Below are 23,690 nucleotides of genomic sequence, written 5' to 3'. Positions count from 1 at the left end.
TCTAGCGGTCGGCGGGCAGCAGCGCCCGGCGCAGCCGGGCCAGGCCGGTGTCCAGCTGCTCGGCCGGCAGGGCGAAGGACAGCCGCAGGTGGCCGGGGGCACCGAACGCCGCGCCGTCCACCACGGCGACCCGGTGCTGCTCGGCCAGCCAGCGGGCCGGGGCGCGGCGGGCGTCCTCGGGCGCGGTGGCCAGCCAGCCGCGGATGTCGGGGAACAGGAAGATGCCGCCGGCCGGCCGGCGGCAGGAGAGCCCGGGGATGTCCGCGAGCGCCCGCAGCGCCAGGTCGAGGTTGGCGGCGAGCTCCTTGCCGATCCGCTGCCGTTCGTGCTCGCCGCCGGCCAGCACGGCCGCCGCGGTGTCCTGGGCCGGGCCGCTGGTGTGGCCGATGAAGTGCGAGGCGACGGCGGCGGCGCCGGCGGCCGTCGCGGGGGAGGCGATCGCCCACCCGAGGCGCAGGCCGGCCAGCGCGTGGCTCTTGGAGAGCCCGTCCACCAGGACGCAGTGGCCCGGCAGCTCGGGGTACAGCCCGGTGATCGAGGGGGCGGGCCGGTCGGTGACCGCGACCCCCCGGTACACCTGGTCGAACAGCACCGTGATGCCGTGTTCGCCGGCCCACTCCACCAGCGCGCGCAGCGACTGCGCGGAGGCGACGGCGCCGTCCGGGTTGCGCGGCGAGTTGACGACGACCGCGCCGGTCCGCCCGGTGCGGTGAGCCTCCAGCGCCTCGATGTCCGGTGAGGCGTCACCGACCTCCCCGGGTACGGTGACGGCCCTGCCGCCGGCCATCTCGATCAGGTGCGGGTAGCTGGCCCAGTACGGCGAGGGCACCAGGACCTCGGTGCGCCCGCCGGTGAGCACGGTGCGCAGCACGGCGAGGATGGCCTGCCGGGCGCCGGGGGCGACCAGTACCTGACCGGCGTCGAGGGCGGCGGCGCCGGGGGCGCTCGCGCTCGCGGCGATCACGGCCCGCAGGCCCGGGTCGCCGGCGGGCGCCCGGTAGTGCTGGTCGGCGCCCCGGGCCGGGGCGGGGGGCAGCGCCGGGTGCAGCGGGATGCGGATGTCGCCGGTGGACAGCACCAGGACGTCCTGCGCGTGGGCGGCCGCGGCGGTGGGGGAGAGCAGGGTCACCGGCCGGCCTCCGGGGCGTGCACCCGGCCGACCAGGCCCTCGGTCCGGCCGTCCAGCGCGGCGCGCACCAGTTCGGCGACCCGGCGCCGGCTGCTGGCCTCGGCCTCCTCGGACAGGAAGGCCCGGTGGCTGGTGACCACCACGCCGGGGTGCTTCAGGACGGGGTGCCAACGTGCGTCCTGGTGCGGGTTCTCCGGCGAGAAGACGTCCAGGCCGGCGCCGGCGATCCACTGCTCGTCCAGCGCCCGGTACAGCGCCTCGGGGTCGATCAGCCGGCCGCGGGCGGCGTTGACCAGGAAGGATCCGGGCTTCATCCGGCGCAGCGCGGCGGCGTCGATCAGGCCGTCGGTCTCGGGGTTCAGCGGGCAGTGCAGGGTCACCAGGTCGGACTGGGCGAGCAGCTCCGCCAGGGTGTCGACCGCCTGCGCGCCGTAGCCCTCGGCGAGGTCCCGCCCGATGTACGGGTCGTAGACCCTGACCCGGCCGTAGAACGCGCCGAGCCGGCGGGCGACGGCCCGCCCGATCCGGCCGAAGCCGACGATGCCCAGGGTGCGGCGGTTGGTGCGGTGCGGGGTGCCGCCGGCGTAGATGTCGAAGGTGCCGCCGGCCAGGGTCTGGTGTTGCGGCACCAGTTGGCGCTCCAGCGCGAGGGCCAGGGCGGAGGTGTGGGTGGCCACCTCGTCGACGCAGTAGTCGGGCACGTTGTAGGCGGGCAGGCCGCGGGCGGCGAGCAGGCCGGCGTTGAGGTTGTCGACGCCGACGCCCTGCCGTACCACCACCTTGAGGCCGGCGCCGGCCGCGTCGAGCAACTCCTCGGTGACCTGGGTGCGGTAGACCACCAGCACGTCGCACCCGGCGGCCTGCTCCAGCATCGCGGGGTCGGTGATCTGGTAGCGCCCGTCCCGGTGCGGGCCGAAGCGCAGTTCGACCTCGGGCCCGAGCACCTCGCGTTCGACGCTCGCCAGCGCCGGGTCCGGGCGGCCGCCGTCGATGAGCCACGGCGGGTCGGTGTAGAGCACGCGGGGCTGAGTCATGGTCAGGGACCCTTCCTTCAGACGAGAAAGCGCAGGACGTCGGATTCGGTGAGCACGCACGGGTTGTTGCCGGCCCGGCCGGAGCCGAGGGCGGCGGTCAGCGGGGCCCGCCAGCGTTCGGCCGGCAGGGCGAGTCGGCGCAGGTCGGTGGGTTGCCCGCCGAGGGTGAGGAGCCGTACGAGCAGTTGCTGGACGTCGCCGGGGGTGTGCCGGGCGGCCAGCTCCTGGATGTGCGACACCCGGCGGCGCAGGGCGGCTGCGCCCTCCGGGTGGCGGCACTGGTCCTCGGTCGCCGCCGCGTGCCGCCCCAGCAGCCACTTCAGGTGGAGCGCGACGGCGGTGCCGTGCGGCAGGCCGAGCGCGGCCGTCAGCTCGTAGGACAGGGCGTGTGCGGCGGTGGTCCTGGTGAGGTCGATGGCGGCGCCCGCCAGGGAGGCGCCGTGCGCCATCTCGGCCCGCACCCCGGGGTCGTCGAAGCCGGCCCGGTCGGCGGCCCGGGCGAGCGCGGGCAGCAGCAGGTCCAGCGCGCCGAGCGCCAGCTCCCGGGAGGTCTCGGTGGCCGCCACCGCCCAGTAGGACTCGATGGCCTGGCTCAGCGCGTCCAGGCCGCCGGTGACGGACTCCCGCAGCGGCAGCGAGGCGCTGAGCGCGGGGTCGACCAGGACCAGGTCCGCCCGCACCTGGTCCTGGTCGAGCGAGTGCTTGACGCCGTCGACGTACACGGTGGCGAAGCGGGTCAGCTCGCTGCCCGAGCCGGCGGTGGTGGGCACCAGGACCAGTGCGCTCCACCGGGGTTCGGTGATCAGTTCGGGCCGCAGCAGGCAGTCCCGGGGGTCGGCGTCCTGTGCGCCGAGCACGGCGACGGCCTTGGCGACGTCCAGGCTGCTGCCGCCGCCGATGCCGACCACGACGTCCGGCCGGAACCGGCGGGCCAGGGTGAGGGCCTCCCGCACCTGGGCCAGCTCCGGGTTGGGCCGGACCCCGTCGTAGTGCTCCGTCTTGTACCGGCCGGCCCACTGCTCCACCAGCTCCTGGGCGCCCGAGTGCCGGTAGGAGGCGCGGCCGTGCACCAGCAGGACCTTCTCGGCGCCGAGTGCGGTGAGGGCGTCGCCGAGCCGGCCCGCGGCGCCCTCGCCCAGGTGCGCGGCGGGGTGCCCGGGCAGTGGCAGCAGGCCGGCCCGCGCGGCGGTGGCGGGGAGAGCGCTCATCAGGGGCGCCTCCCCCGATCGCCGCCCGCGTCGCCGTCGCCGCTCACGCTGCCGTCGCCGTCGCCGTCGCCCTCGTCGCCCGCGCTGCCCGCGGCGGCGAAGGAGGCGCCGAACCGGGTGCTGAGGTCCGTCACCGACAGGCTGCTGGAGGCCCGCTCACCGGGTGAGCCGCCGACCCTGCCGTCCACCACCAGCAGCGCGGGCCCCTGTGCGTCCAGCGCCACCCGCAGCGCGGGCCGCAGCCGGGCCACCGAGCCGATCCGGCTGACCTGGCGGTAGCCCGCGCCGCGGGCGATCGCGTCGAAGCTGACCGTCTCGGAGGTGGTCGGCTGGCCGCCGGTGGAGTCGTACGCCTGGTTGTCGAAGACGATGTGGACCAGGTTGCGGGGCGCGTGGTGGCCGACCGTGGCGAGCGTGCCCATGTGCATCAGCACCGAGCCGTCGCCGTCCAGGACGACGAAGCGCTCCTCGGGGCGGCTGAGCGCGGCGCCCAGCGCGATGCCCGACACATGGCCCATCGAGCCCTGCATGTAGAAGTTGCCCGGCCGGTCGCCGCGGTTGAACAGGGTCCGGGAGAGGTAGCCGGTGGTGGAGAGCACATGCTCGTCGCGCAGTTCGGCGACCAGCGCGTCGACCAGGTCGTCCCGGTCGGGCACCGTACGGTCCACCGCCGGGGCGGAGGCCGGCGCGGGGGCCGGGTCGTTCGCCAGCGCGCCCTTGGCGACCAGGACGAAGGCCGGCCGCCCGGACTCCAGGACGGGCCGCGCCTGCTCCAGCACGCTCTCGAACGAAGGCCCGTCCGGGGTGAGCATCCAGTGCGGGACCTCCAGCGAGTCCAGCCACCGCGGCACCACCTTGCCCATCCAGTGGTGCTGCGGCTCCCCGGCGTCGGCCTTCGGCCAGCCGCGCATGCTGACCAGCACCAGCAGCGGGATCCGGTACGGCAGCACCAGCGAGGTCAGCGGGTTGACCAGGTTGCCGAAGCCCGAGTTCTGGGCGAGCACGGCGCTCGGCCCGCCGGACAGCCGCGCGCCGGCGGCGATGGCCAGCGCGCTGCCCTCGTTCGCCGCCGGGACGTAGCGCACCCGCGGGTGGTCCTCCAGTAGCCGGATCGGTGCCTTGAAGTACGAGCAGGGCACCCCGGAGACCAGGCCGACGCCCTCCTTCTCCAGCGCGGCCACGAAGGCCGGTGCGGCGGTCACGGCTTGGTGCGGTAGTCGGAGGGCATGCCCTGCAGTGCGAACACCTCGGACATCGGGGCGATCCGCTCGCCCACCGCGCGGGCGTTGCCGGCGGTGTTGAGCTCCCGCAGCACCTCCTGTGCGCCCCGCACGGCGGCCCGCAGGCCCTGGTTGGCGTAGATCACCACGCGGTAGCCGGCCTGGTACAGCTCGTCCTCGGTGACGCTGTCGTAGGTGGTCGGGACGGCGACCAGCGGCACGTCCACGTCCCAGCGGGAGGCGAACTCCAGTACCTCGTCGGGCCGCCGGCTCTTGCTGTGCACCAGCACGGCGTCCGCCCCGGCGGCCGCGTACAGCCGGCCGCGGTCCAGCGCCTCCTCCATCCCGGCGCCCGCGATCAGGGCCTCGGTTCGGGCGATCAGCAGCATGTCGGGGTCGGGCTGGGCCTCCTTGCCGGTCTTGATCTTGAGGGCGAAGTCCTCGGCGGGCAGCAGGTCCTGGCCGTCGGCGGCAAAGCTGTTGATCTTGGGGAACAGCTTGTCCTCGATGCACATCGCCGCGATGCCGATCCGCGCGTAGCGCTTCACCGCGTACGCGACGTTCATCGGCCCGCCGAACCCGGTGTCGCAGTCCGCGATCACCGGGACGTCGGTCACGGCGTCCATGGCCGTGGCCGCGTCCAGGTACTGCGTCATCGTCACCAGGCTGGCGTCCGGCAGTCCGTGACTGGCCGAGATCTCGAAGCTCGACGCCCAGACGGCCTCGAAGCCGGCCTGCTGCACCAGCTTCGCCGACAGTCCGTCGTGCGCTCCCACCGCCCGCACCGGCGACGGCCCCCGCAGCAGCGCGCGCAGCGCCTGCGCCTTGTTCGCCGGCGCGCCCGGCGCCTCCGGCAGCCCGCTGGTCTCCTGTGTCACCATCAGTTCCCCTCCTTGCTGTACCAGAGCCGGTCTTCGGCGATGTACCTGTCCGGGCCGCCGGCCGCCATGGTGCCCAGCGCGTGGCGCACCTCGGGCGTGACGGCCCCCGCGATGCGCAGCAGCAGCAGCCTGGGCCGCCCCCCGTCCGGCGCGGTGAAGGTCACCGGGACCTGTGGCCGGATGTAGGCGGAGGCGCCCGCTTCGAGCACCTCCTCGAAGTGCTCGCCGGCGAACTCCCAGCGCACCCGTACACCCTCCCGGCCGAGCACGTAGACGTACTGGTGCTGGTAGGTGGTCAGCGGGGAGGGCCGCGCGGCGTCCGAGCCGAGGACGTCGAGCTGCAGGGCCGAGGTGTGCGGGTGCAGCGGGTCGCCGGCCAGCCTGGTGACCAGGTACGCCGGCCGCCCGTCCTCGCCCGGCAGCTCCCAGCGGCGTGCGTCCCGGGCGTGCTGGATCGCCACGCCGCCGTCGGTGCCCGTCCTGGGCGGCAGGAGATCCCGTACCGAGACGCCCAGTCCGAAGGCCAGCAGCGCCAGTTCGTCCGGGCCCGCCGGCTCGGCGCCGCCGACCAGCGCCTCGGTGCGCCGCTGCGGCAGGCCGGTGCGCCCGGCCAGCTCGGTGGCGGTCAGCGCGCCGGCGTCCATGAACGAGCGGATCATCCGGGCGGTCACCGAGGGATCGGCGGTCACCGGCAGCGCCAGGGCGTGGGCGGCGGAGCGCCCCAGTACGGCCAGCTCGCGCTGGGCGTCGCCGGTCAGACCGCCGCCGTAGGTGAGGGCGAGGATGTAGGCGGGCTCGGCGTCGGTGCGGGCGGCGAAGGAGTGCGGCGCGAAGGGCAGGCCCCACACCGAGTCCCCGGTCTCCATCGGGACGCAGCGCGAGCGGCCCTCCCAGCGGCAGTAGTAGTTGACCGGGCCGACGAAGTACGTGAACTGGTACAGCAGATGGCCGCGGTTCCACTGGACCAGCGGGTTGTCCGCCTCGTCGTCCCCGACCACCTGGAGCATCCGGATCCACTCCGGGCGGTAGGACGCGATCCGGGACATCGCGGTGTCCCGGTACTCGTAGTAGGGCCGGCCGGCCCGGCTGAGCACCCGGGCGCCGGCCATCGAGTCCTTCTCCCGCATCACGGCCAGGCCGCGCGGGCAGTCGTCGTGCGCCGGCAGCAGGTCCCGCTCGTTGAGTGGCCAGACCTCCGCCGCCCGGCGGATCAGCTCCCAGTCGAGCGGCCGCTGCCCGTCCGTGTAGCTGCGGAACGTGCCCCGCTCCAGGCCGAGATCACGCTCGGCGTGCTCGTCGTCGCGCTTGAGGTCGTTGGCGGCCGAGCGCAGCAGCGCCCCGGCCCGCCGTGCGAAGCCGTCTCCTTCTGGTGGCACGCGAAATCCCCCTGTCCTTGGCGTAACAGCTCGATGGGCGGCCCGCCGGGCCTGGTGGGGCCGGTCGGGCCGGGTGTGCCCGGCGGCGCGCCGCCGGTGCGGGCGCCGCTCCCCGCTCAAGGCGCCGCTCTCCGCTCAGGCGCGGCACACCGCGCGGGCCAGCCGGTGGGGCGTGAGGCCGTAGCGGGTCTTGAACACGTCGTTGCGCCGGCCGCACTCCAGCACCGGCAGCCCGGAGGCGAAGCCGGCCTCCAGCTCGGCGGCGAAGAGCACGTACTGCGGGCTCCAGTTGAGCTCCGGCGGGTACTCGCAGCCGCCGGCCCAGGCGTGCATCCGGCTGCCGTCGTACATGCAGATGGAGGCGGCCAGCAGCCGGCCGTCCAGTTCGATGCGCAGGATCCGGCAGGCCTCGCCCAGCCGGCGGATCAGGGCGCCCAGACGGTCCTGCGGGTAGTAGCCGGGCGCGTGCTTGTCGGCGGTGCCCAGGCACAGGTCCAGGACGGCCTGGTCCAGACCGTCCCGGCCGGTCACCAGCGTGGTCCGGGCGCCGGCCCGCTCGGCCCGGCGTACGTACTGGCGCAGGGTGCGCCGGGAGGGGCGGGAGACCGTGCTCAGGTGCTCGTCGAGGTCGGCCGGGCCGCCCGCGATCGGGAGCCGGTAGCGCGGTACGGTCTCCTCCAGCTCCACTCCGATGGCCTTCAGTTGGCTCGCCAGCTCGCTCTCCACGGCGATGTTGACCAGCCCCCACAGCTCGGCGCCGTGCTCGGCCGCCAGCGCGCCGAGTGCCGTCCAGAACTGCTCGACCAGCCAGGCGGTCAGCGGCTCGCGGCTGAGCAGTGTGGTGTCGTAGCAGTGCCAGACATGGCCGACCAGCGCGTTGAGGACGGGGCCGCCGCCGGGCTCGGTGGAGAACGGGTCCCTGGTCTCCTGGAGGTAGAGGGGCAGTGCCGCGACCAGCTCGCCGGTGGCGTCCCGGGCCATCAGGTAGCGGGCGCGGGAGGGGAAGGTGAGCGGCAGGCTCTCCACGCTGCTGAGGAAGTCGTAGCGGTAGAAGACGGACGCGTCGCAGGCATCGGCCAGGGCCGTCCAGGCCTCGCGGCCCGCGGCCTCGACGGAGTCCTCGACGGTGATCCACAGCTCGGCTGCCGCTCCGGCGCTCGGCGCGCCCGCGGACGCCTTCGATCCGGTGCCGGCGGTCGTCGCTCCGGCGGTCGTCGCTCCGGCGCGCCCTTCGGCTCGCCCGCCCGGTGCCGCGCCGGTCATCCGGCCACCTGCCGGCTGGCCCGCAGCGGCGGGAAGTGCAGCGAGGACTCCAGCACCACGCGCTCCCAGGCGTCGAGTGCCACACCGTGCACGCGCAGGGCCGCCTCGGCGGTGCCGATCCGCATGCCCTGCGCACCGCCGTTCATGCCGTCGTCCGTGCCGTCGTCCGCACCGCCGTCCGTACCGCCGTCCGCCGCACCGTACGCGCTGCCGTGTTCGAACTCGCAGCGCAGGGTGGCCAGCAGCGCGGCCGGGGCGTGCCCCTCCAGCAGAGCGGCGAGCCGTTCGCCGGCGCCGATCACGCCGAGGCCTCCGGCGCCGGGGAAGGCGGTGCGGATCCCCCGCCGGGCGGTGTCCGGCAGCTGCTCCCAGAGGGCGGCGAGCGCCCGGGTGCGCACGGAGGCGAGCACCTGCTCGAAGTCCCGGTGCTCGGGGGTGTGCGGGGTGATCAGCCGGCAGAGGTAGTCGATCTCCTCGGCCGCGCGGTCCGGGTCGGCGATGGCATCCTGCTCGGTCAGGCCGAAGACCGCGGCCTCCCGCTCGGACTCCACCGGGCCGTCCGAGCTGTGCATCAGCCCGACGATGCTGTTGATGGCGCCGAAGTCCCGTCGCAGGGTGCCGTGTTGGGCCTGTTCGGGGTGCTGGTAGCCCTTGCGGCGGGCCAGCAGCCCGTGGACGTCCTCCTCCTGCTCGTCCCCCTCGTACCGGCAGATCAGGGCGACGGCGGGCCCGAGCGCCAGGACGGCGTCCACCAGCCGGTAGCGCCAGGTCTGCCACTGGCCGGCGATCAGGTCGGCGTAGAGGTCGTCGATCAGCTCGGGGTCGGCGTCGATCGCCCGGGCGGCGACCGGTGCGAAGCCCTCCTTGCGAAGGCGCGCCACCATCTCGCCGTGGACGCCCCGGTACGCGGCGTCCGAGCTCAGGAGGACGAAGACATGGCGGGACCAGAAGCCTGGAGCGGGCACGGAACAGCTACCTTTCGGCCGAACGGCGGGCATGGGGGCGGAGCGGTGGGGGCGCGGTTGACCGGGGCGCGCGGCCGTACGCGATCGGCGGGTGGTCAGTGGGCGGTCAGTGAGCGAACGGGCAGGGCGAGGAGCCGACGGACTGGTCGTCGGGGAGCACGTACTGGCGCCACTTGTGGGCCGAGGACAGCGTCGGGTCGCCCAGGTAGGGGTGCGGCGCCACCTCGTCGTAGCTCAGCAGTCGCTCACGGATCCGCTTCTTGCCGGCCTTGCCCGCGACGGTGGAGCCGCCGAGGCCCTCGAAGACCCGCCTGGTCTGGAAGATGACGGTCAGGCAGGGGCCGAGGTTGCGGCTGCGCCGCTGCCGGTAGCCGGGGCTTGCGGCGAAGATGAACCACGGCTCGCCGCCGTAGCACCACTGCCAGCGCGGATCGTTGGTGTCCTGCGGCACGTCCGCCGGCCAGGGGGCCTGGTCGAGCGCGCCGAGTTCGTTGAGCAGATCCCAGAACCGGGCTTCGTGCGTCGCGAGATCCGCCTCGGGTTCCGGTGGGCCGATGAACGCGATCAGGGTCTGACGCTTGGCGCCCGACCAGGCGCGTTCCCGGAATTCCAGCAGGGTGCGACCGAGCTGCTCGACGCCGTACTCCCCCGGGTGGCGCGGATCGACGGCCGTGTACCAATTGTGGCCGCGCTGCTCACCCTGGATCCCGAAATGGCAGGGATAGTCGTCGGCCGGATCGAGAAGCCTCCGAGTGAATATGTTCCAGGTCTCCGGGAGCCAGTCCAGGGATTTCCCGGCGGCCTTTGCAGAAGATTCACCAGCGGTGGACCAAAGAGGAATATCGGACATCTCTACCAGCTTCCCCGTTCATGCGGCACACGAAGGACCCCTGCCGCAGCTGATGGTTCATCACAACATCACGATTGTTCGAGTGCTGTCAAGGATTGATCTTGAAACTTCTACATCACTGCAGATCAGCCGGGGTGAATGGTTGATCAACATTGTCTCCGGCGGGCCTGCCGGCCCGAACGCAGGGTGAATTCGGAGTGAAGTGCTCCGCTTGACTTCCCTGGACAGCCCCCTAGGTCCGTGTAAGTATCGGTGATCGCTTCGGCCGCACTGCCGATCCACACCTGAACGGGGAATGGGGGGATCCAGGTGTCTTTGGACGACCAGACGCCGAAAGTTCCTGTGGTACTTCTCGACCGAATCGGCTATGCCTTCTACCGGGATGCCGAAGGGCGGGCCTTCCTGCCCGCCGGCCAATTCGACGTAAGGCTGGTGACCTCGCTCGCCAAGGCCGGCGAGGCGAGCGGCGACGAGCTGGCTTCGGTCCTCGCCGTCGACGGCCACGACGAACGGGCGCTCATCGAGGCCGTCCGCTTCCAGAGCACCTTCGGCGGGCGCAAGGCGGCGCGCCTGGTCGCCGTCACCGAGCGCTTCCTGCTGCTCGCCGCCCGGCTGCGCGACGAACTCGGCATCCCGGGGCAGGGTGTGGCGCAGACCCTGCCCTTCCGGGACAAGGTCGTCATGAAGGAGCACCTGGCGCGGCACGGCATCAAGGTGCCCGCGTTCGCGCCCTTCACCGAGGCGGCCGCCCGCGAACTGCTGCGCTCCCACCGGGCCGTGGTCGCCAAACCACGGCTGGGCACCGGCTCGGTGGAGATCACCGTGCTGCGCGACGAGGCCGAGCTGGCCGCGTTCACCGCCGCCCACGCGGGCCGGCTGGCGGACTTCGAGGTCGAGCAGTTCGTCACCGGCCGGCTGTACCACGTGGACAGCATGGTCCAGGACTCCAAGGTGGTCGCCGCGATCGCCGGCGGGTACATCGACGAGACCACCTCGTACCAGCGGCTGCGCCCCTGCCGGGACGTCGCCGTGCCGCCCGGCCCGCTGCTGGACACCCTGCTGGCGTTCAACCGGCGGGTGCTGGAGACGTTCCCGGGCTTCACCGGCGTCACCCACCACGAGATGTTCGTCGCCGAGGACGGTGAGGTGTACCTCTGCGAGATCGGTGCCCGGGCGGGCGGCGGCGGCGTCATCGCGGGATTCCTCTCCCGCACCGGGATCAACCTGGACGAGGCGATGGTCCGGGCGCAGTTGGGCGAGCCCCTGCCCACCACCGAGGGGCCCGCCGACCACCTCACCGGGTTCATCGCCGTCTACGCCGGGCCGGGCACCGTCCGCGAGCCGATCGCCGCGCCGGACGAGCCCTGGGTGCTGGAGAGCCAGATCCTGGCCGAGCCCGGCGAGGTGCTCGACGGACCGCAGAACTGCAACGACGCCGTCGCCATCGTCTCGGTGCGCGGTGACTCGCCGGAGGAGGTCGTCCGCCGGCTCGACCGGGTCCATGACCACATGGCCGTGGCGCTCGGCTCCATCGCCGCCGGATGACCGGCCCGGCCGGCCCGGCGCCGGTACACGGCCCACTCAGTCGAACGAAGGGAAGCCCCCACATGTCCACCGCCCAGGAGCGCACGCTCGACCCGGCCGACTGGACCACCGGCCCCGTGGCCGACCTCTACTCCTCCTACGTCGCGGCCGCCGCCCTGTCCGCGGCGCAGGAGCTCGGCCTGCTCGACGAACTCGCCGAGCAGGGGAAGACCTCGTACGGCAACGGCGACCACCCGCACCTGGACGACGAGGTGGTCCGCACCATCCTGCGCGCCCTGCACTGGGCCGGGGTGGTCGTGATCGAGCCGGACGGCCCGGTCATGACCGGGCCCCGCTTCGCCGAGGCCTACGCGGCCCGCGGCTACTTCTACTGGCTGGTCAAGGGCTGCGGCGAGCTCTTCAGCATCGCGCCGCAGGTGGCGCGGCTGGAGAACAGAGTCGGGGACTTCTACCACCGCGACATGCGGGCGGTGGCGATCGGCTCGCGGATCATCGGCGAGGAGGAGGTGGAGCGGCTCTTCGACCGGGTCCTCGCCGCCCGGCCCGCGCGCAAGGTCGCCGACCTCGGCTGCGGCTCCGGCCAGCGGCTGATCCGGATCGCGGGCAACCACCCGGGGGTGAGTGGTGTCGGCGTGGACATCTCCCGGGCCGCCGTCCAGCTGGCCACGGAGTCCGTGGCGGGCGCGGGCCTGGCCGAGCGGATCTCCATCCAGCGCGGCAACGTCCTGGAACTCGACCCGTCCCCGGCCTTCGCCGACGTCGACACCATCACCTGCGTCTTCATGGGGCACGACTTCTGGCCGTACGACAGCTGCGTGGCGACACTGCGCCGGCTGCGCGCCGCGTTCCCCCGTGCGGAGCGGCTGCTGCTCTGCGACGTGGTGCGCACCACCGAACTCCCCGGGCCAGGCACCACCGTCTTCACCCTCGGCTTCGAGGGCGTGCACGCGTTGATGGGGGACTACCTGCCGACCCTCGACGAGTGGCGGCAGGCGTTCGCGGAGAGCGGCTGGGAGTGCCGCACGATCCACCCGACCGTCACGCCGCCGAACGGCCACTTCTTCGAACTGGCCCCGTCGGCCGGGTGAACCGGCGCCCGTTGCGCCGAGCCGGGGTGGGCAGCGCGCGCACCCCGGCCGCGCCCGGCCCGGCCGCGCGCACCCCGACTGCTCCCGGCCCGCGTCACAGCGCGCGCTCGCGCCCGTCGTGCGGAGCGAAGATCTTGAACGCGTCCTCCTCGGTGGCCCGCGCGTTGAGGCAGTAGTCCGCCCACTCGGCCGCCTGCCGGAACGTGGAGTCCTCGGCGATCCGGGCTGCCGCGCCGTCCACGTCGAAGCGGGTGGAGCGCAGCTGGACGCCCGGGCCCAGCAGGGCCCAGTGCGCACCGGCCCGCCCGTACGGCATGCCCAGACTGCCGGGGTTGACCACCAGCCGGCCCAACGCCAGCCTGGTGTAGGGCATATGGGTGTGCCCGCAGACGATGGTGGTGACGGCCGGGTCCACCCCGGCGAGGACCTCGCCCCAGCGCTCCAGGCTGGAGTCGACCAGCACCACCTCCTCGTCGTCCCGTGGCGTGGCGTGGCAGAACAGCACCTCGCCCAGCCCCCGGACCTCAAGGGTCAGCGAGGTGGGCAACCGCTCCAGCAGATCGACCTGGTCCTCGCGCAGCTGCTCGGCGGCCGAGGGCGCGATCGGGTCCGGGATGGAGTCCCGCAGGCCGCGCCGGTACTCGACCAGCTCGCGGTCCGCGTTGCCGCGGATCCACACCGCCCGGTCACCGAGCCCGGTCAGCAGGTCGAGCACCTGCACCGGCTGCGGCCCGCACGCGATGTCCCCGGTCAGCACGATCAGCTCCGCGTCCCGCACCTCGGGCTCGGCCAGTACGGCCTCCAGCGCGGGCAGTACGCCGTGGATGTCGGACAGCACAGCTACCTGGTTCACCATGGCCGCCAGTATTCAACACGGCGGCGCCCGGACAGGGCGGTTCGTGGAAAGAGGACCACGGGCCCGCCCGCCCGCCCGCCCGCCGGCCCGCCCGGGACCGGCGGGTGGGCCGGGCGCCGGAGGTGGGCACCGGGGCGGGTGGCGCGCCGGTGCCGGGCGGGCCGGTCGCTGCGTGGTACACCGGGCCCGGAGGAGGCGCGAACACCTTGGACGCCGTACTGCACGCCCTGTCCATCACCGGCTCGATGACCTGGGAGATCACCTGGGCGCTGGTGCTGGGCTTCGCCCTGTCCGCCGTGGTGCAGGCCGTGGTGCACCGGGCCACCGTCGTCCGCCTGCTGGGGGACGACCGACCGCGGACGCTGCTGCGCGCGGCCGGCCTGGGCGCGGCCTCCTCGTCCTGCTCCTACGCCGCCGTGGCGCTGGCCCGCTCGCTGCTGCGCAAGGGCGCGGACTTCACCGCCGCGATGGCCTTCGAGATCGCCTCCACCAACCTGGTCGTCGAACTCGGCGTCCTGCTGGCGCTGCTGATGGGCTGGCAGTTCACCGCGGCCGAGTTCACCGGTGGCCCGGTGATGATCGTCGTCCTGGCGGTACTGTTCCGGCGCTTCCTCCGTGACCCGCTGCTGCGCGAGGCGCGCGATCAGGCCGCGCGCGGGCTGGCGGGCTCGATGGAGGGGCACGCGGCGATGGACATGTCCATCCGGCGGCCGGGCTCCTTCCGGCAGCGGCTGCTGTCCGGCGAGGGGTTCACCGCGGTGGCGCACGTCTTCGTGATGGAGTGGGCCGCGATCGTCAAGGACCTGGTGGTCGGCCTGCTGATCGCCGGCGCGATCGCCGCCTGGGTGCCGGACTCGTTCTGGCAGGCGTTCTTCTTCACCGACCACCCGGTGGTCTCCAAGATCTGGGGTCCGCTGATCGGCCCGCTGGTGGCGATGGCCTCGTTCGTCTGCTCGATCGGCAACGTGCCGCTGGCCGTGGTGCTGTGGCAGGGCGGCATCAGCTTCGGCGGTGTGGTCGCGTTCATCTTCGCCGACCTGCTGATCCTGCCGATCCTCCACATCTACCGCAGGTACTACGGCGCCCGGATGGCGGCCTTCCTGCTGGTCACCCTCTACGTGGCGGCGGTGGTCGCCGGCTACGTGGTGGAGCTGCTGTTCGGCGCACTCGGCCTGGTGCCGGACCAGGAGGACGCGAAGGTCCCGACGGAGGGCGTCCGGTGGGACTACACCACCTGGCTCAACATCGCGTTCCTGCTGCTCGCCGCCGTGCTGGTGGCGCGCTTCCTGCGGACCGGCGGGCGGGGCATGCTCCGCGCGATGGGCGGCGGGCCCGGCGGCGGCTCGGGCGGTGGCCCGGGACACGGGCCGGACCCGGCGGGTGGCGACCACGGCGGCGGGCGGCAGCAGGGCGCCCGGCCCTGACGCGCGATCGCGGCCGCAGAGGTGGCCCCGCGTCAGGGGGAGCGGAGGACATGGGGTGGAGACACCGTGAAGACCACGGCCCCGCCGGTTTCCGCCCCGCACGGTGAGAACGTACCCGACCCCCCGGCCACTACGATGGGGAGGCGGTGGCACGGGAACGGGGAGGCGTGTGGTGACTGCCGAGGAACCCGGTGGGGCTTCGCTCGCGGACCGGATCGAGAGACTGTTCCAGATCGTCCGACGGCCCGGCGGTGACGCCTACAGCAACGAGGAGGTCGCCCGGGCCTGCCGGGAGGCGAGCGGCGAGAGCTTCTCCACCACGTACCTGTGGCAGCTGCGCACCGGACGCCGGGACAATCCGACCAAGCGTCATCTGGAGGCACTGGCCCAGTTCTTCCAGGTGCCGCCCGCCTACTTCTTCGAGGACGGCCAGAGCGCCCGGATCGCCGAGGAGCTGACCCTGCTCGGCGCGCTGCGGGACGCCGGGGTGCGCGAGGTCGCGCTGCGGGCGGTGACGCTCTCACCGGACGGTCTGGGCACGATCAGCGACATGATCGAGGCGATCGCCCGCCGTGAGCGCGAGGCGGGAACCCGCCGTCCGGCGTGATGCCCCGGGCGGGCGCGGCTTCTAGGATCGATCGCCGACGGCCGAATCCTCGGCCCGGTGGTGCGGTGGGGAGCAGCGGTGGCGGACCTGGGCCGGCGTAGGGCGTTATGGCGGCGGTGTCGGCGGGTGGCGGACACGCTGTCGTTGCCCGAGCCGTTCGATCTGGTGGCGCTCGCGGTGGTGCTGTCGGAGCGGCTGGGGCGCCCGGTGGAGTTCGTGCCGCTGCGCGCCGGGGGCTTCGGCCCGTGCGGGGTGCTGGTGAGCACAGAGCGCGCCGAGTACATCGGGTACCCGGACGACACCTCGCTGCTGCACCAGCGGCACATCGTGCTGCACGAGGTCGGCCACCTGCTGTACGGGCACGGGGACGGCACCGGGCTCGCCCCCGCCACGGCGCGCACCCTGCTGCCGAACCTGTCGGACGAGCTGGTGCGCCGGGTGCTGGGCCGCAGTGCCTACAGCGAGGTGCAGGAGCGGGAGGCGGAGCTGTTCGCCTCGCTGGTGCTGCACCGCGCCGGTGCGCGCGGTGCGCCGGAGCCGGCCGTCGCCGCGGCCGACGCGGGCGCGGCCGAGACGGTGGCCCGGCTGGGCTCCCTGTTCGACGTACCGGCCCGGGGGCACCGGGCGGCGGCCCCGGAATGATCGACTCGGCCGGATACCTGACCTGTCTCCTCGCCGTGCTGGGCGGCCTCAGCCGGCTCCGGCCGGGCCGGCGGGCCGGGAGCCACCGGCGGGAGCCGGCGCTGGTGGCGGGCTTCGCGTTCTGCATGGGGGCGTCCGCCGCGCTGCTGGCCCCGGCTTCGGCCGCCGCCGTCCAGGGGTGGCCGATGCTGCACCGGGCGCTGCCGCTGATCGGCCTGGAGTGTCGGTTCGCCGCCGAGTGCCTGCTGGCGGTGATGGCGTACACGGTGCAGGCCGCCGGCAACGCCCGGGCGCGGGTGAGCCGGCAGACGGTGGGGTCGGCGCTGGCGATGGCCGCCGCCGCCGGGCTGTACCTGGCGGCGGACGCGGGCCCGGTGGCGGGCCGGCTGACGGCCGGGCCGGGCGGGCGGGCGCCGCTGGCGGCGTACAACGTCCTGTTCACGCTGCACAGCGCGTGGTGCGCCGGCCTGTTCGCCGTGGTGATCCGCCGGGCGGTGCGGCACGTCGGCCCCGGGCTGCTACGGGTGGGCCTGCGGCTGGTGGCCGCGGCGGGGGCGGCGGGTCTGGTGTGGACGGCGCTGAGCGTGATCCCGCTGGCCGATCAGCTGTCGACCGGCCGTCAGGACACCGCGGAGGACGTCTACTCCGCGCCCGTCGCGGTGCTCTGCCTGACCCTCGGGATCGGCGGGGCGACCCTGACGGCCTGGGCCGGGAGAGCGGTGGCGCCGCTGCGCTGGCTGCGCGCCTGGCGCAGCTACCGCCGGATCGGCCCGCTCTGGTCGGCCCTGCACGCCGCGCGCCCGGAGATCGCCCTGGAGCCCTCGGCGCCGTGGTGGAGCCGGGGCGGGGCCGGGCGGAACGCGGAGTTCGCGCTCTACCGGCGGGTGATCGAGATCCGCGACGGCCAGCTGGCGCTGCGCGCGTACGTCCACCCGAGTACCGCGCGGTGGGCGGGTGAGGCGGGGCCCGGGCCGGACGGGACGGGGTGTTCGGCGGTGGTCGAGGCGGCGACCGTAGCGGCGGCGCTGGAGGCGGCCGCCGTCGACCGGCGCTTCGGCGGCGCCGCGTTCCCTGCCCCCGGGCCGCGGCCCGACCTGGCGGCCGAGGCGGCCTGGCTGGAGCTGGTCGCCGAGGCCTTCACCGGGTCGGCGCGGGTGGCGCGGGTACGCCGGCGGGTACGGGCGGAGCTGCGCCGGTGAGCCCGCCGCTGCCCGGCCCGGGGGCGTGGCCTGTCGGGGGCCCGTGGCCGGGTGCCCTGCCCGGCGGGATCGGCCGGGCAGGGCGGTGGCGCGCGTGGTGCAGCCGGCCGGCGGACGGGCCGGCCGACGGGCTAGCTGGGGAAGGGCCAGACCGGGCACCACGGCGGGATGACCTGGCCGGGGTAGGGCGGACCCCACGGCGGGCAGGGCAGGGGGACCTGGGCGGGCGGCGCGGAGGTCCAGAGGATCTTGCCGTTCAGCTCGACGGCGATGGCGCCCTCGTTGTAGACGGTGAGTTCGGCGCCGGGGTGGCCCTCGGTGTGGCTCCACCAGATCGGCCGGTTGTCGGCGGCGTACAGGACGAGGTTGCCGTCCCACTGCATGACGAGGTGGTCGCCGTTGGGGATGGCGCCGGGGGCGGCCCAGATCGCCTTGCCGTCGCGGTAGAGGACCACGTTGCCGTCCCACTGCATGACCACGCGGGAGCGGCCGGACGGCGAGTACCAGCTCTGGTCCTTCGTCAGAAAGCTGTTGCCCGGGATGCGGGTCGGCGGGGCGAGCGCCGAGAGGGCCTCGGCCACCTCGGGGGCGACCTCGGCGGGGGTCGTGGCGGCCCGCGCCGCGGGTGCGGGTGCGGGGGAGGACGACGGTGCGGCGTGGGCGGCGCCGGCGCTCAGGGTGCTGAAGCCGATCACGGCGACGGCGGCCAGGGCCGCGGCTCTTGCGCGGAGACTGCTCATGGGGTTCCTTCCGGGGGCCGGATGACGGGTGCGCGGGCGTACTAGCTGGGGAAGGGCCAGATCGGGCACCACGGCGGGATGTACTGGCCGGGGTAGGGCGGGCCCCACGGCGGGCACGGGAAGGGGTTGGGCGCGGGCGGCGCGGAGGTCCAGAGGATCTTGCCGTTCAGCTCGACCGCGATGGCGCCCTCGTTGTAGATGGTCAGCTCGGCGCCGGGGTGGCCGCCGGTGCCGCTCCACCAGAGCGGGGTGCTGTCGGCGGCGTACACGACGAGGTTGCCGTCGCCCTGCATGGCCAGGATGTTGCCGTTGGGCATGGCGCCGCGGGCCACCCAGATCGGGGTGGTGTCGCGGTACAGGACCACGTTGCCGTCGCCCTGCATGGCCAGCAGGATGTGGCCGTTCGGCGAGTACCAGCCCTGGTTCTTGGACAGCACGCTGTTCATCGGGATGCGGGTGGGCGCGGACAGCGCTGCGGCTGCGGCGGCGGGCGCCTCGGCGGTCGCGGCGGCCGGCGCGGGGGCGGGTGCGGGTGCGGCATGGGCGGTGCCCGTGGTCAGGGTGCCGAACCCGATCGCGACGGCCGCCAGGGCGGCGGTTCGTAAGCGGATACTGGTCATGGCGAGCTTCAGATCCTTCCGGACGTAGCGGGCTTGCAGGACTGCGTATCTGATGACGCGTCAGTCTGTGCTTGAGCGCCGGGCGTCAGGCTATGGCAGCTGAAGTGGAGATTCTAGAGGCAGATTCACCGGCAGATTCATCTCAGCTGATCCGACGGTGAGGGAGGTGCCACGGGGTCTCGCGGTGGGTGCGCCGAGGGACGGGTGTGCGGTCGGTGGCGCCGGTCGATGGCGGGGCGGCCTCGCGGCGCGGGGCGGCGCAGCGGGAGGGCGCGCGGGCACGCTGGGGGCCGGGGAGTGGAAAGTCGGACCCGCCGACTTTCCACTCCCCTCCGGTCAGTCCTGCGAGCGGCGGAGCAGATAGGTGTCCATGATCCAGCCCTTGCGCTCGCGGGCCTGCTCGCGCAGCTCGCGGATCTGCGGGGCGGTCTGCGCCAGCGGGCCGGCGGCCAGGATCTCGTCGGGGGTGCCGAGGTAGGCGCCGTAGTAGATGTCCAGGCCCTCGGGGTCGATCTCGGTGAAGGCGGCGCGCCCGTCGAGCATCACCACCACGTCGTCCACGCCCTCGGGGAAGCCCGCGGCGAGCCGCCGACCGGTGGTGATCTGCACCGGGCGGCCCACCCTGGTGAGGGTGGTGCGGTGTCGCGCGGCGAGCGCCGAGACGCTGCTGATGCCCGCGATCACCTCATACTCGAACGCCGGTCCGCCCCGGGCGAGGACCTCCTCGACGACGGCGATCACACTGTCGTACAGGCTCGGGTCGCCCCAGACCAGGAACGCGCCCGTCTCGTCCGGCCCCAGATGCTCGGCGACCAGCTGCTCGACGATGTCGGCGCGGCGGTGGCGCCAGTCGTCGACGGCCGCCGCGTACGCCGGGGTGCTGCGGTCGCGCTCGGCGTCGGGGACCTCCACCAGGCGGTGGTCCGGGCGGGCGTGGTCGGCCAGCATCCGGCGGCGCAGCCGGATCAGGTCCTGGCGTTCCTCGTTCTTGTCGAGGATGAAGAAGACGTCGGTGCGGGCGAGCGCCTTGACCGCCTGGAGCGTCAGGTGGTCGGGGTCGCCCGCGCCGATGCCGATGACGAGGATGTGCTGCATGGCTGAGATTCTGCCGTGCCGCCGGCCCGGGCGGCCCGCCGGGGCGTCCCGCCCGGCGCGACGGCGGCCGGGGTGGGGCGCGCAGCGAGGTGCGCACCCCACCCCGGCGGTGGGTCAGGCCGGCCGGCCGGCAGACGTGTCGGCCGCCGGGGTGAGGCGGGCGGCGCGGCGCAGCAGCAGGGCGGCCAGCAGGCCGCCGGCCAGGAGCCGGCCGGCGGCCCCCGGCCCGGTGCCGGCCCCGGTGCCGGCCGTCACCGCCGGGGGGCGAAGCGGGCCAGCGGGTTCTCCAGCTCCCCGACCAGCTGGAGGGCCGCGGACGGGTCCGCCAGGTCGACCATCTGCTGGTTGTCGCGCAGCTGGAGCCGGTTGAGGCAGGACAGCGCGAAGGTGTCGGTGAACGCGTCGTAGCGGGCGAACCGCCCGGCCAGCTGCGGGTTGGCGTCCTGGTAGTCGCCGACACACTCGGCGACCGTCCGCCAGAAGGCCTCCTCGCTCAGTACGCCCTCGCTCGCCAGGATGGCGTTGAGGTAGCGGAAGAAGCAGTCGAAGACGTCGGTGAAGATCGACAGCAGCCGCATCCGCTCGGGCACGTCCGCCTGGATCCGCCGGACCTCATCCGGCAGCTCCACCGCCGGGTCCATGACGACGATCTCCTCGGCGATGTCCTTGAAGACCGCCCGCTCGACCGTGCCGCCGTCCAGCACCAGGATGACGTTCTCGCCGTGCGGCATGAACGCCAGGTCGTAGGCGTAGAGGCTGTGCAGCAGCGGCGTCAGGTACGCGTCCAGGTAGCGCCGCAGCCACACCTCGGGGGCCAGGCCCGACTGCGCGATCAGCGCCGCGGCCAGGGAGCGGCCCTGCTGGTCGGTGTGCAGCAGGGAGGCCATGGTGGCCAGCCGTCGGCCCGGCTCCAGCGCGGGGACGGGGCTCTCGCGCCACAGCGCGGCGAGCATCTTGCGGTACGGGGAGTACCGGTCGGTCGCGGCCTCGTACTGGCGGTGGCGGTAGCCGATGGCGGCCCGCTCGCGGATGATCGTCAGCCGGGTGGCCCTGAAGACCTCGTCGGTGGCGACCAGCCCGGCGAGCCAGTCGTTGATCGCCGGGGTGGCCTCCATGTACGCGGCCGACAGGCCCCGCATGAAGCCCATGTTGAGCACCGAGAGCGCGGTCTTGACGTAGTGCTTGGACGGTGCGCTGGTGTTGAAGAAGGTGCGGATCGACTGCTGGGCCAGGTACTCGTCCTCGCCCTCGCCGAGGCAGACCAGCCGCTGCTGGGCGACCTCGGCGGCGAAGGTCACCGACAGCTTGTTCCACCACTGCCAGGGGTGCACCGGCATCAGGTGGTAGTCGGCGAGGTCGAGTCCGAGGCCGGACAGGGTGTCCGCGAAGCGGGCGAGCTGCTCCTCACCGAGTTCGCCGCGCACCAGGGTGTCGTAGTCGAGGTCCGCGCAGGAGGTGAAGGTGGAGTGGTCGCGGTGGGCGGCCAGCCAGACCAGCCGGATCGGGCTGGCCGTCTCGGGGGCGTACGCGTGGTACTCGTGCACGCCGAAGCCGATCCGCCCGTTGTTGGCGACGAAGCCGGGGTGGCCCTCGGTCATGCCGGTCTCGATCGCCTGGAAGTCGGCGGCGGCCAGCTCGGCGGCGCCGGGCTGCGGCTTGGCGAGCTTGTAGGCGCTGCCGGCCAGGGTGGAGCTGATCTCCTCCAGGTAGACCGGCAGGATCTGTTCGCTCAGGCCGAGGGTCTCCCGCAGTTCGATGCAGAAGTCGATCGCGTCGAGCGGCAGTTCGTGGTCGCCGCGGTGGCGGGTGATGCTGTCGGCGTCGATCTGCCAGTGGTCGAGCATCAGCCGCCGGGCGGTGAAGCGGTACGCCACGGCGTCGTCGTCGCTGCGTACCTCGTACCGGCCGTCCTGGCCCTGCTCGGGGGTGAGCAGCCGCTCGTGCGAGAACTCGGCGAGAGCCTTGCGCACCAGCAGCCGGTTGGCGCGGGCCCAGTGCTGCGGGGTCAGGTGGGCGACGGCCGCGATGGGGGTGGTGCTCACGCGTTCGCTCCTCGGGTGGCCGCGAACTGCTCGCGGGTGCAGGTGCCGAGCAGCGCTTCCTTCTCGGGCTTGGCGATCGGGCCGTGGACCTCGAAGCCGACGGCCGCGTTCAGCGCGTGGACGGCGGTGTTGCGTACGTCGGGTTCGACCACGATGCGGCGGGCGGCCGGGTCCTGGAAGAGGAAGGCGAGCACGGTGGTGATGACGGCGCGGGTGAAGCCGTGCAGCGGGGTGGCGGTGGGCGCGCACAGGAAGTGCATGCCGACGTCGCCCTCCAGGGCCTCGTACAGGCCGACCAGCTCGACCCGGGCGGGGTCGTAGCGTTCGACGAGGAAGGCCGGGCGGCCCCGGTGCAGGCCGATGAAGGCGTCGTGGTGCGGGTGCTCGTCGATCTTGCGGTACTCGTCCGCGACCTCGGCGAGGTCGGCGTCCTGCATCATCCAGAAGGACGCCTTGGGGTGGGTGACCCAGCCGTGCAGCAGCTCGGTGTCCGTCCCGAGGTCCAGCGGGCGGACGGCGAACTCGCCGAGCCGCTGGTCGGTGCGGGTGAAGAGGATGTCGCGCATGCTCGATTCCGTGTTCATCGGGTGATGCCCTCCGGCGCGCCGAACTCCTGGAAGGCGATGGACTTCTCGATCGGGTAGACCTCGCGGCCGAGCAGGTCGCGGATGATCCACGCGTTGCGGTACGCGCCCATGCCGAGGTCGGGGGAGGTGATGCTGTGGGTGTGGGTGCCGGCGTTCTGCAGGAAGATCCCGCGGCCGGTGGTGTCGATGCTGTAGTTGCGGGCGACGTCGAAGCGCCCGTGCCCGTCCCAGCGGATCCGGTCGCGGACCGGCTCCAGGAAGGCGGGGGTGCTGTAGCGGTAGCCGGTGGCCAGCACCAGGCCCTGGGTGGCGAGGGTGAAGTCCCGCTCCTGCTCGGTGTGGTGCAGTCCGAGGGTGTAGGTGCCGCGCTCCTCGTCCCAGGTGGCGCTGGAGAGTGCGGTGTTGGTGATCAGGCGGGTGGGGACGGCGCCCCGGATGCTCTTCTGGTAGAGCAGGTCGTAGATCGCGTTGATCAGGTCCGCGTCGATGCCCTTGAAGAGCCCCTTCTGCTCGGCCTCCAGCCGGTAGCGGGTGTCCTCCGGCAGGGCGTGGAAGTAGTCCACGTACTCCGGGGAGGTCATCTCCAGGGTGAGCTTGGTGTACTCCAGCGGGAAGAACCGAGGGGACCTGGTCACCCAGTTCAGCCGGTAGGTGTCGTGGCCGGCGTCGGCGAGCAGGTCGTAGTAGATCTCCGCGGCGCTCTGGCCGCTGCCGACCACGGTGATGCTCTCCTTCGCCTGGAGGGCGGCCTTGCCCTCCAGGTAGCCGGAGTTGTGGATCAGGTCGCCGCCGATGCCCCGGCAGGCCTCGGGCAGGTACGGCGGGGTGCCGGTGCCCAGTACCAGGTGACGGGCGCGGTGCTCGGTCCGCTCGCCGGTGGCGGTGACGAGCGCGTGCACGGTGTACAGGCCCGCGCTCTCGTCGTACTCGACGGAGGTGACCTGGCGGCCGAAGCGCACGCCGGCGAGCCGGTCGGCGGCCCAGCGGCAGTACTCGTTGTACTCGCTGCGGACCGGGTAGAACATCTCGCGGATGTAGAAGGGGTACAGCCGCCCGGTCTCCTTGAGGTAGTTCAGGAAGGAGAACGGCGAGGTCGGGTCGGCCAGCGTGACGAGGTCGGCCATGAACGGTGTCTGGAGGGTGGCGGACTCCAGCAGCATCCCCGGGTGCCAGTCGAACTCCGGCTTGCTCTCCAGGAAGAGGCCGTCGAGTTCCTCGATCGGCTCGGTCAGGCAGGCGAGGCCGAGGTTGTACGGGCCGAGCCCGATGGCGATGAAGTCGTGCGTGGACATGCGGTGTTGTCTCTCCCGGGTGGGGGC

23 protein-coding genes are annotated in these 23,690 nt (G+C 73.6%); 6 read left to right on the top strand and 17 right to left on the bottom strand.

Going from position 1 to position 23,690, the window contains the following annotated elements; all coding sequences use genetic code 11:
* Nucleotide 1: 1 nt before the first annotated feature.
* The 9 genes from ACIBH3_RS05795 to ACIBH3_RS05755 all read right to left on the bottom strand — a co-directional run bounded on the left by ACIBH3_RS05795 (nucleotide 2) and on the right by ACIBH3_RS05755 (nucleotide 9,926).
* Nucleotides 2-1,129, bottom strand: a complete 1,128-nt coding sequence (locus ACIBH3_RS05795) for a pyridoxal phosphate-dependent aminotransferase (RefSeq protein ID WP_396310623.1) — start codon at nucleotides 1,127-1,129, stop codon at nucleotides 2-4.
* Nucleotides 1,126-2,163 carry a C-terminal binding protein gene (locus ACIBH3_RS05790; protein WP_396310622.1) on the bottom strand — a complete coding sequence of 346 codons (1,038 nt, stop codon included), beginning with the start codon at nucleotides 2,161-2,163 and terminating at the stop codon, nucleotides 1,126-1,128. Before ACIBH3_RS05790 ends, ACIBH3_RS05795 begins: the two co-directional genes overlap by 4 nt.
* Nucleotides 2,164-2,180: 17 nt before the next feature.
* Nucleotides 2,181-3,371, bottom strand: coding sequence for a phosphonoacetaldehyde reductase (locus tag ACIBH3_RS05785; RefSeq protein ID WP_396310621.1), 1,191 nt, complete (start codon nucleotides 3,369-3,371; stop codon nucleotides 2,181-2,183).
* A complete protein-coding gene (aepY, locus tag ACIBH3_RS05780; RefSeq protein ID WP_396310620.1) occupies nucleotides 3,371-4,573 on the bottom strand; it encodes a phosphonopyruvate decarboxylase in 1,203 nt (400 codons plus the stop codon). Before aepY ends, ACIBH3_RS05785 begins: the two co-directional genes overlap by 1 nt.
* Nucleotides 4,570-5,472, bottom strand: a complete 903-nt coding sequence (locus tag ACIBH3_RS05775; RefSeq protein ID WP_396310619.1) for an isocitrate lyase/phosphoenolpyruvate mutase family protein — start codon at nucleotides 5,470-5,472, stop codon at nucleotides 4,570-4,572. Before ACIBH3_RS05775 ends, aepY begins: the two co-directional genes overlap by 4 nt.
* Complete coding sequence (locus ACIBH3_RS05770; protein ID WP_396310618.1) at nucleotides 5,472-6,848, bottom strand: hypothetical protein; 1,377 nt, start codon at nucleotides 6,846-6,848, stop codon at nucleotides 5,472-5,474. Before ACIBH3_RS05770 ends, ACIBH3_RS05775 begins: the two co-directional genes overlap by 1 nt.
* Before the next feature lie 135 nt (nucleotides 6,849-6,983).
* The gene (locus ACIBH3_RS05765) at nucleotides 6,984-8,111 is read right to left on the bottom strand and encodes a GNAT family N-acetyltransferase (RefSeq protein ID WP_396310617.1); all 1,128 of its coding nucleotides are present in this window, start codon (nucleotides 8,109-8,111) and stop codon (nucleotides 6,984-6,986) included.
* The gene (locus tag ACIBH3_RS05760; RefSeq protein ID WP_396310616.1) at nucleotides 8,108-9,076 is read right to left on the bottom strand and encodes a nucleoside-diphosphate kinase; all 969 of its coding nucleotides are present in this window, start codon (nucleotides 9,074-9,076) and stop codon (nucleotides 8,108-8,110) included. Before ACIBH3_RS05760 ends, ACIBH3_RS05765 begins: the two co-directional genes overlap by 4 nt.
* Before the next feature lie 106 nt (nucleotides 9,077-9,182).
* Complete coding sequence (locus ACIBH3_RS05755; protein ID WP_396310615.1) at nucleotides 9,183-9,926, bottom strand: YqcI/YcgG family protein; 744 nt, start codon at nucleotides 9,924-9,926, stop codon at nucleotides 9,183-9,185.
* 342 nt (nucleotides 9,927-10,268) lie between these two features.
* Here ACIBH3_RS05755 and ACIBH3_RS05750 point away from each other — a divergent pair, with 342 nt between their 5' ends.
* The gene (locus ACIBH3_RS05750) at nucleotides 10,269-11,471 is read left to right on the top strand and encodes an ATP-grasp domain-containing protein (RefSeq protein ID WP_396310614.1); all 1,203 of its coding nucleotides are present in this window, start codon (nucleotides 10,269-10,271) and stop codon (nucleotides 11,469-11,471) included.
* 62 nt (nucleotides 11,472-11,533) lie between these two features.
* Nucleotides 11,534-12,559, top strand: a complete 1,026-nt coding sequence (locus ACIBH3_RS05745) for an SAM-dependent methyltransferase (RefSeq protein WP_396310613.1) — start codon at nucleotides 11,534-11,536, stop codon at nucleotides 12,557-12,559.
* 94 nt (nucleotides 12,560-12,653) lie between these two features.
* On the opposite strand, the gene ACIBH3_RS05740 is transcribed toward ACIBH3_RS05745, so the two are convergent.
* On the bottom strand, nucleotides 12,654-13,415 hold the full coding sequence (locus ACIBH3_RS05740; RefSeq protein ID WP_396310612.1) for a metallophosphoesterase family protein: 762 nt from the start codon (nucleotides 13,413-13,415) through the stop codon (nucleotides 12,654-12,656).
* Nucleotides 13,416-13,621: 206 nt separating this feature from the next.
* Here ACIBH3_RS05740 and ACIBH3_RS05735 point away from each other — a divergent pair, with 206 nt between their 5' ends.
* The 4 genes from ACIBH3_RS05735 to ACIBH3_RS05720 all read left to right on the top strand — a co-directional run bounded on the left by ACIBH3_RS05735 (nucleotide 13,622) and on the right by ACIBH3_RS05720 (nucleotide 17,287).
* Nucleotides 13,622-14,839, top strand: a complete 1,218-nt coding sequence (locus ACIBH3_RS05735) for a permease (RefSeq protein ID WP_396310611.1) — start codon at nucleotides 13,622-13,624, stop codon at nucleotides 14,837-14,839.
* 172 nt (nucleotides 14,840-15,011) lie between these two features.
* On the top strand, nucleotides 15,012-15,446 hold the full coding sequence (locus ACIBH3_RS05730) for an XRE family transcriptional regulator (protein ID WP_396310610.1): 435 nt from the start codon (nucleotides 15,012-15,014) through the stop codon (nucleotides 15,444-15,446).
* Between the two features lie 126 nt (nucleotides 15,447-15,572).
* A complete protein-coding gene (locus tag ACIBH3_RS05725; RefSeq protein ID WP_396310609.1) occupies nucleotides 15,573-16,088 on the top strand; it encodes a ParH-like protein in 516 nt (171 codons plus the stop codon).
* On the top strand, nucleotides 16,085-17,287 hold the full coding sequence (locus tag ACIBH3_RS05720; RefSeq protein WP_396310608.1) for an MAB_1171c family putative transporter: 1,203 nt from the start codon (nucleotides 16,085-16,087) through the stop codon (nucleotides 17,285-17,287). The genes ACIBH3_RS05725 and ACIBH3_RS05720 overlap by 4 nt, the downstream gene beginning before the upstream one ends.
* 131 nt (nucleotides 17,288-17,418) lie before the next feature.
* Here the strand turns inward: ACIBH3_RS05720 and ACIBH3_RS05715 are convergent, their stop codons facing one another.
* From ACIBH3_RS05715 to ACIBH3_RS05685, 7 genes are all read right to left on the bottom strand, one after another.
* Entirely contained in the window at nucleotides 17,419-18,027 is a 609-nt protein-coding gene (locus ACIBH3_RS05715; protein WP_396310607.1) for a hypothetical protein, read from the bottom strand.
* Between the two features lie 41 nt (nucleotides 18,028-18,068).
* The gene (locus tag ACIBH3_RS05710) at nucleotides 18,069-18,647 is read right to left on the bottom strand and encodes a hypothetical protein (protein WP_396310606.1); all 579 of its coding nucleotides are present in this window, start codon (nucleotides 18,645-18,647) and stop codon (nucleotides 18,069-18,071) included.
* 336 nt (nucleotides 18,648-18,983) lie between these two features.
* Nucleotides 18,984-19,742: a precorrin-6A synthase (deacetylating) gene (gene cobF / locus ACIBH3_RS05705; protein ID WP_396310605.1), complete on the bottom strand. Its 759-nt coding sequence runs from the start codon at nucleotides 19,740-19,742 to the stop codon at nucleotides 18,984-18,986.
* 114 nt (nucleotides 19,743-19,856) lie between these two features.
* Nucleotides 19,857-19,997, bottom strand: coding sequence for a hypothetical protein (locus ACIBH3_RS05700; protein WP_396310604.1), 141 nt, complete (start codon nucleotides 19,995-19,997; stop codon nucleotides 19,857-19,859).
* On the bottom strand, nucleotides 19,994-21,784 hold the full coding sequence (locus ACIBH3_RS05695; RefSeq protein ID WP_396310603.1) for an IucA/IucC family protein: 1,791 nt from the start codon (nucleotides 21,782-21,784) through the stop codon (nucleotides 19,994-19,996). Before ACIBH3_RS05695 ends, ACIBH3_RS05700 begins: the two co-directional genes overlap by 4 nt.
* Complete coding sequence (locus tag ACIBH3_RS05690; RefSeq protein WP_396310672.1) at nucleotides 21,781-22,350, bottom strand: GNAT family N-acetyltransferase; 570 nt, start codon at nucleotides 22,348-22,350, stop codon at nucleotides 21,781-21,783. The genes ACIBH3_RS05695 and ACIBH3_RS05690 overlap by 4 nt, the downstream gene beginning before the upstream one ends.
* Nucleotides 22,351-22,364: 14 nt before the next feature.
* Nucleotides 22,365-23,663, bottom strand: a complete 1,299-nt coding sequence (locus ACIBH3_RS05685) for a lysine N(6)-hydroxylase/L-ornithine N(5)-oxygenase family protein (protein ID WP_396310602.1) — start codon at nucleotides 23,661-23,663, stop codon at nucleotides 22,365-22,367.
* Nucleotides 23,664-23,690: the final 27 nt, after the last annotated feature.

Source organism: Kitasatospora sp. NPDC050543, assembly GCF_044457565.1.
Lineage (GTDB): Bacteria > Actinomycetota > Actinomycetes > Streptomycetales > Streptomycetaceae > Kitasatospora.
Note: the sequence above shows the minus strand (reverse complement) of the source record. Positions and strands in the feature narration are given on the sequence as shown.

What these genes read in the sequence shown, in the direction of transcription:
- ACIBH3_RS05765 (WP_396310617.1), bottom strand. Translation starts at nt 8,111, where the DNA reads ATGACCGGCGCGGCACCGGGCGGGCGAGCCGAAGGGCGCGCCGGAGCG.
- ACIBH3_RS05790 (WP_396310622.1), bottom strand. Translation starts at nt 2,163, where the DNA reads ATGACTCAGCCCCGCGTGCTCTACACCGACCCGCCGTGGCTCATCGAC.
- ACIBH3_RS05710 (WP_396310606.1), bottom strand. Translation starts at nt 18,647, where the DNA reads ATGACCAGTATCCGCTTACGAACCGCCGCCCTGGCGGCCGTCGCGATC.
- ACIBH3_RS05755 (WP_396310615.1), bottom strand. Translation starts at nt 9,926, where the DNA reads ATGTCCGATATTCCTCTTTGGTCCACCGCTGGTGAATCTTCTGCAAAG.
- ACIBH3_RS05685 (WP_396310602.1), bottom strand. Translation starts at nt 23,663, where the DNA reads ATGTCCACGCACGACTTCATCGCCATCGGGCTCGGCCCGTACAACCTC.
- ACIBH3_RS05690 (WP_396310672.1), bottom strand. Translation starts at nt 22,350, where the DNA reads ATGCGCGACATCCTCTTCACCCGCACCGACCAGCGGCTCGGCGAGTTC.
- cobF (WP_396310605.1), bottom strand. Translation starts at nt 19,742, where the DNA reads ATGCAGCACATCCTCGTCATCGGCATCGGCGCGGGCGACCCCGACCAC.
- ACIBH3_RS05715 (WP_396310607.1), bottom strand. Translation starts at nt 18,027, where the DNA reads ATGAGCAGTCTCCGCGCAAGAGCCGCGGCCCTGGCCGCCGTCGCCGTG.
- ACIBH3_RS05745 (WP_396310613.1), top strand. Translation starts at nt 11,534, where the DNA reads ATGTCCACCGCCCAGGAGCGCACGCTCGACCCGGCCGACTGGACCACC.
- ACIBH3_RS05720 (WP_396310608.1), top strand. Translation starts at nt 16,085, where the DNA reads ATGATCGACTCGGCCGGATACCTGACCTGTCTCCTCGCCGTGCTGGGC.
- ACIBH3_RS05740 (WP_396310612.1), bottom strand. Translation starts at nt 13,415, where the DNA reads ATGGTGAACCAGGTAGCTGTGCTGTCCGACATCCACGGCGTACTGCCC.
- ACIBH3_RS05785 (WP_396310621.1), bottom strand. Translation starts at nt 3,371, where the DNA reads ATGAGCGCTCTCCCCGCCACCGCCGCGCGGGCCGGCCTGCTGCCACTG.
- ACIBH3_RS05775 (WP_396310619.1), bottom strand. Translation starts at nt 5,472, where the DNA reads ATGGTGACACAGGAGACCAGCGGGCTGCCGGAGGCGCCGGGCGCGCCG.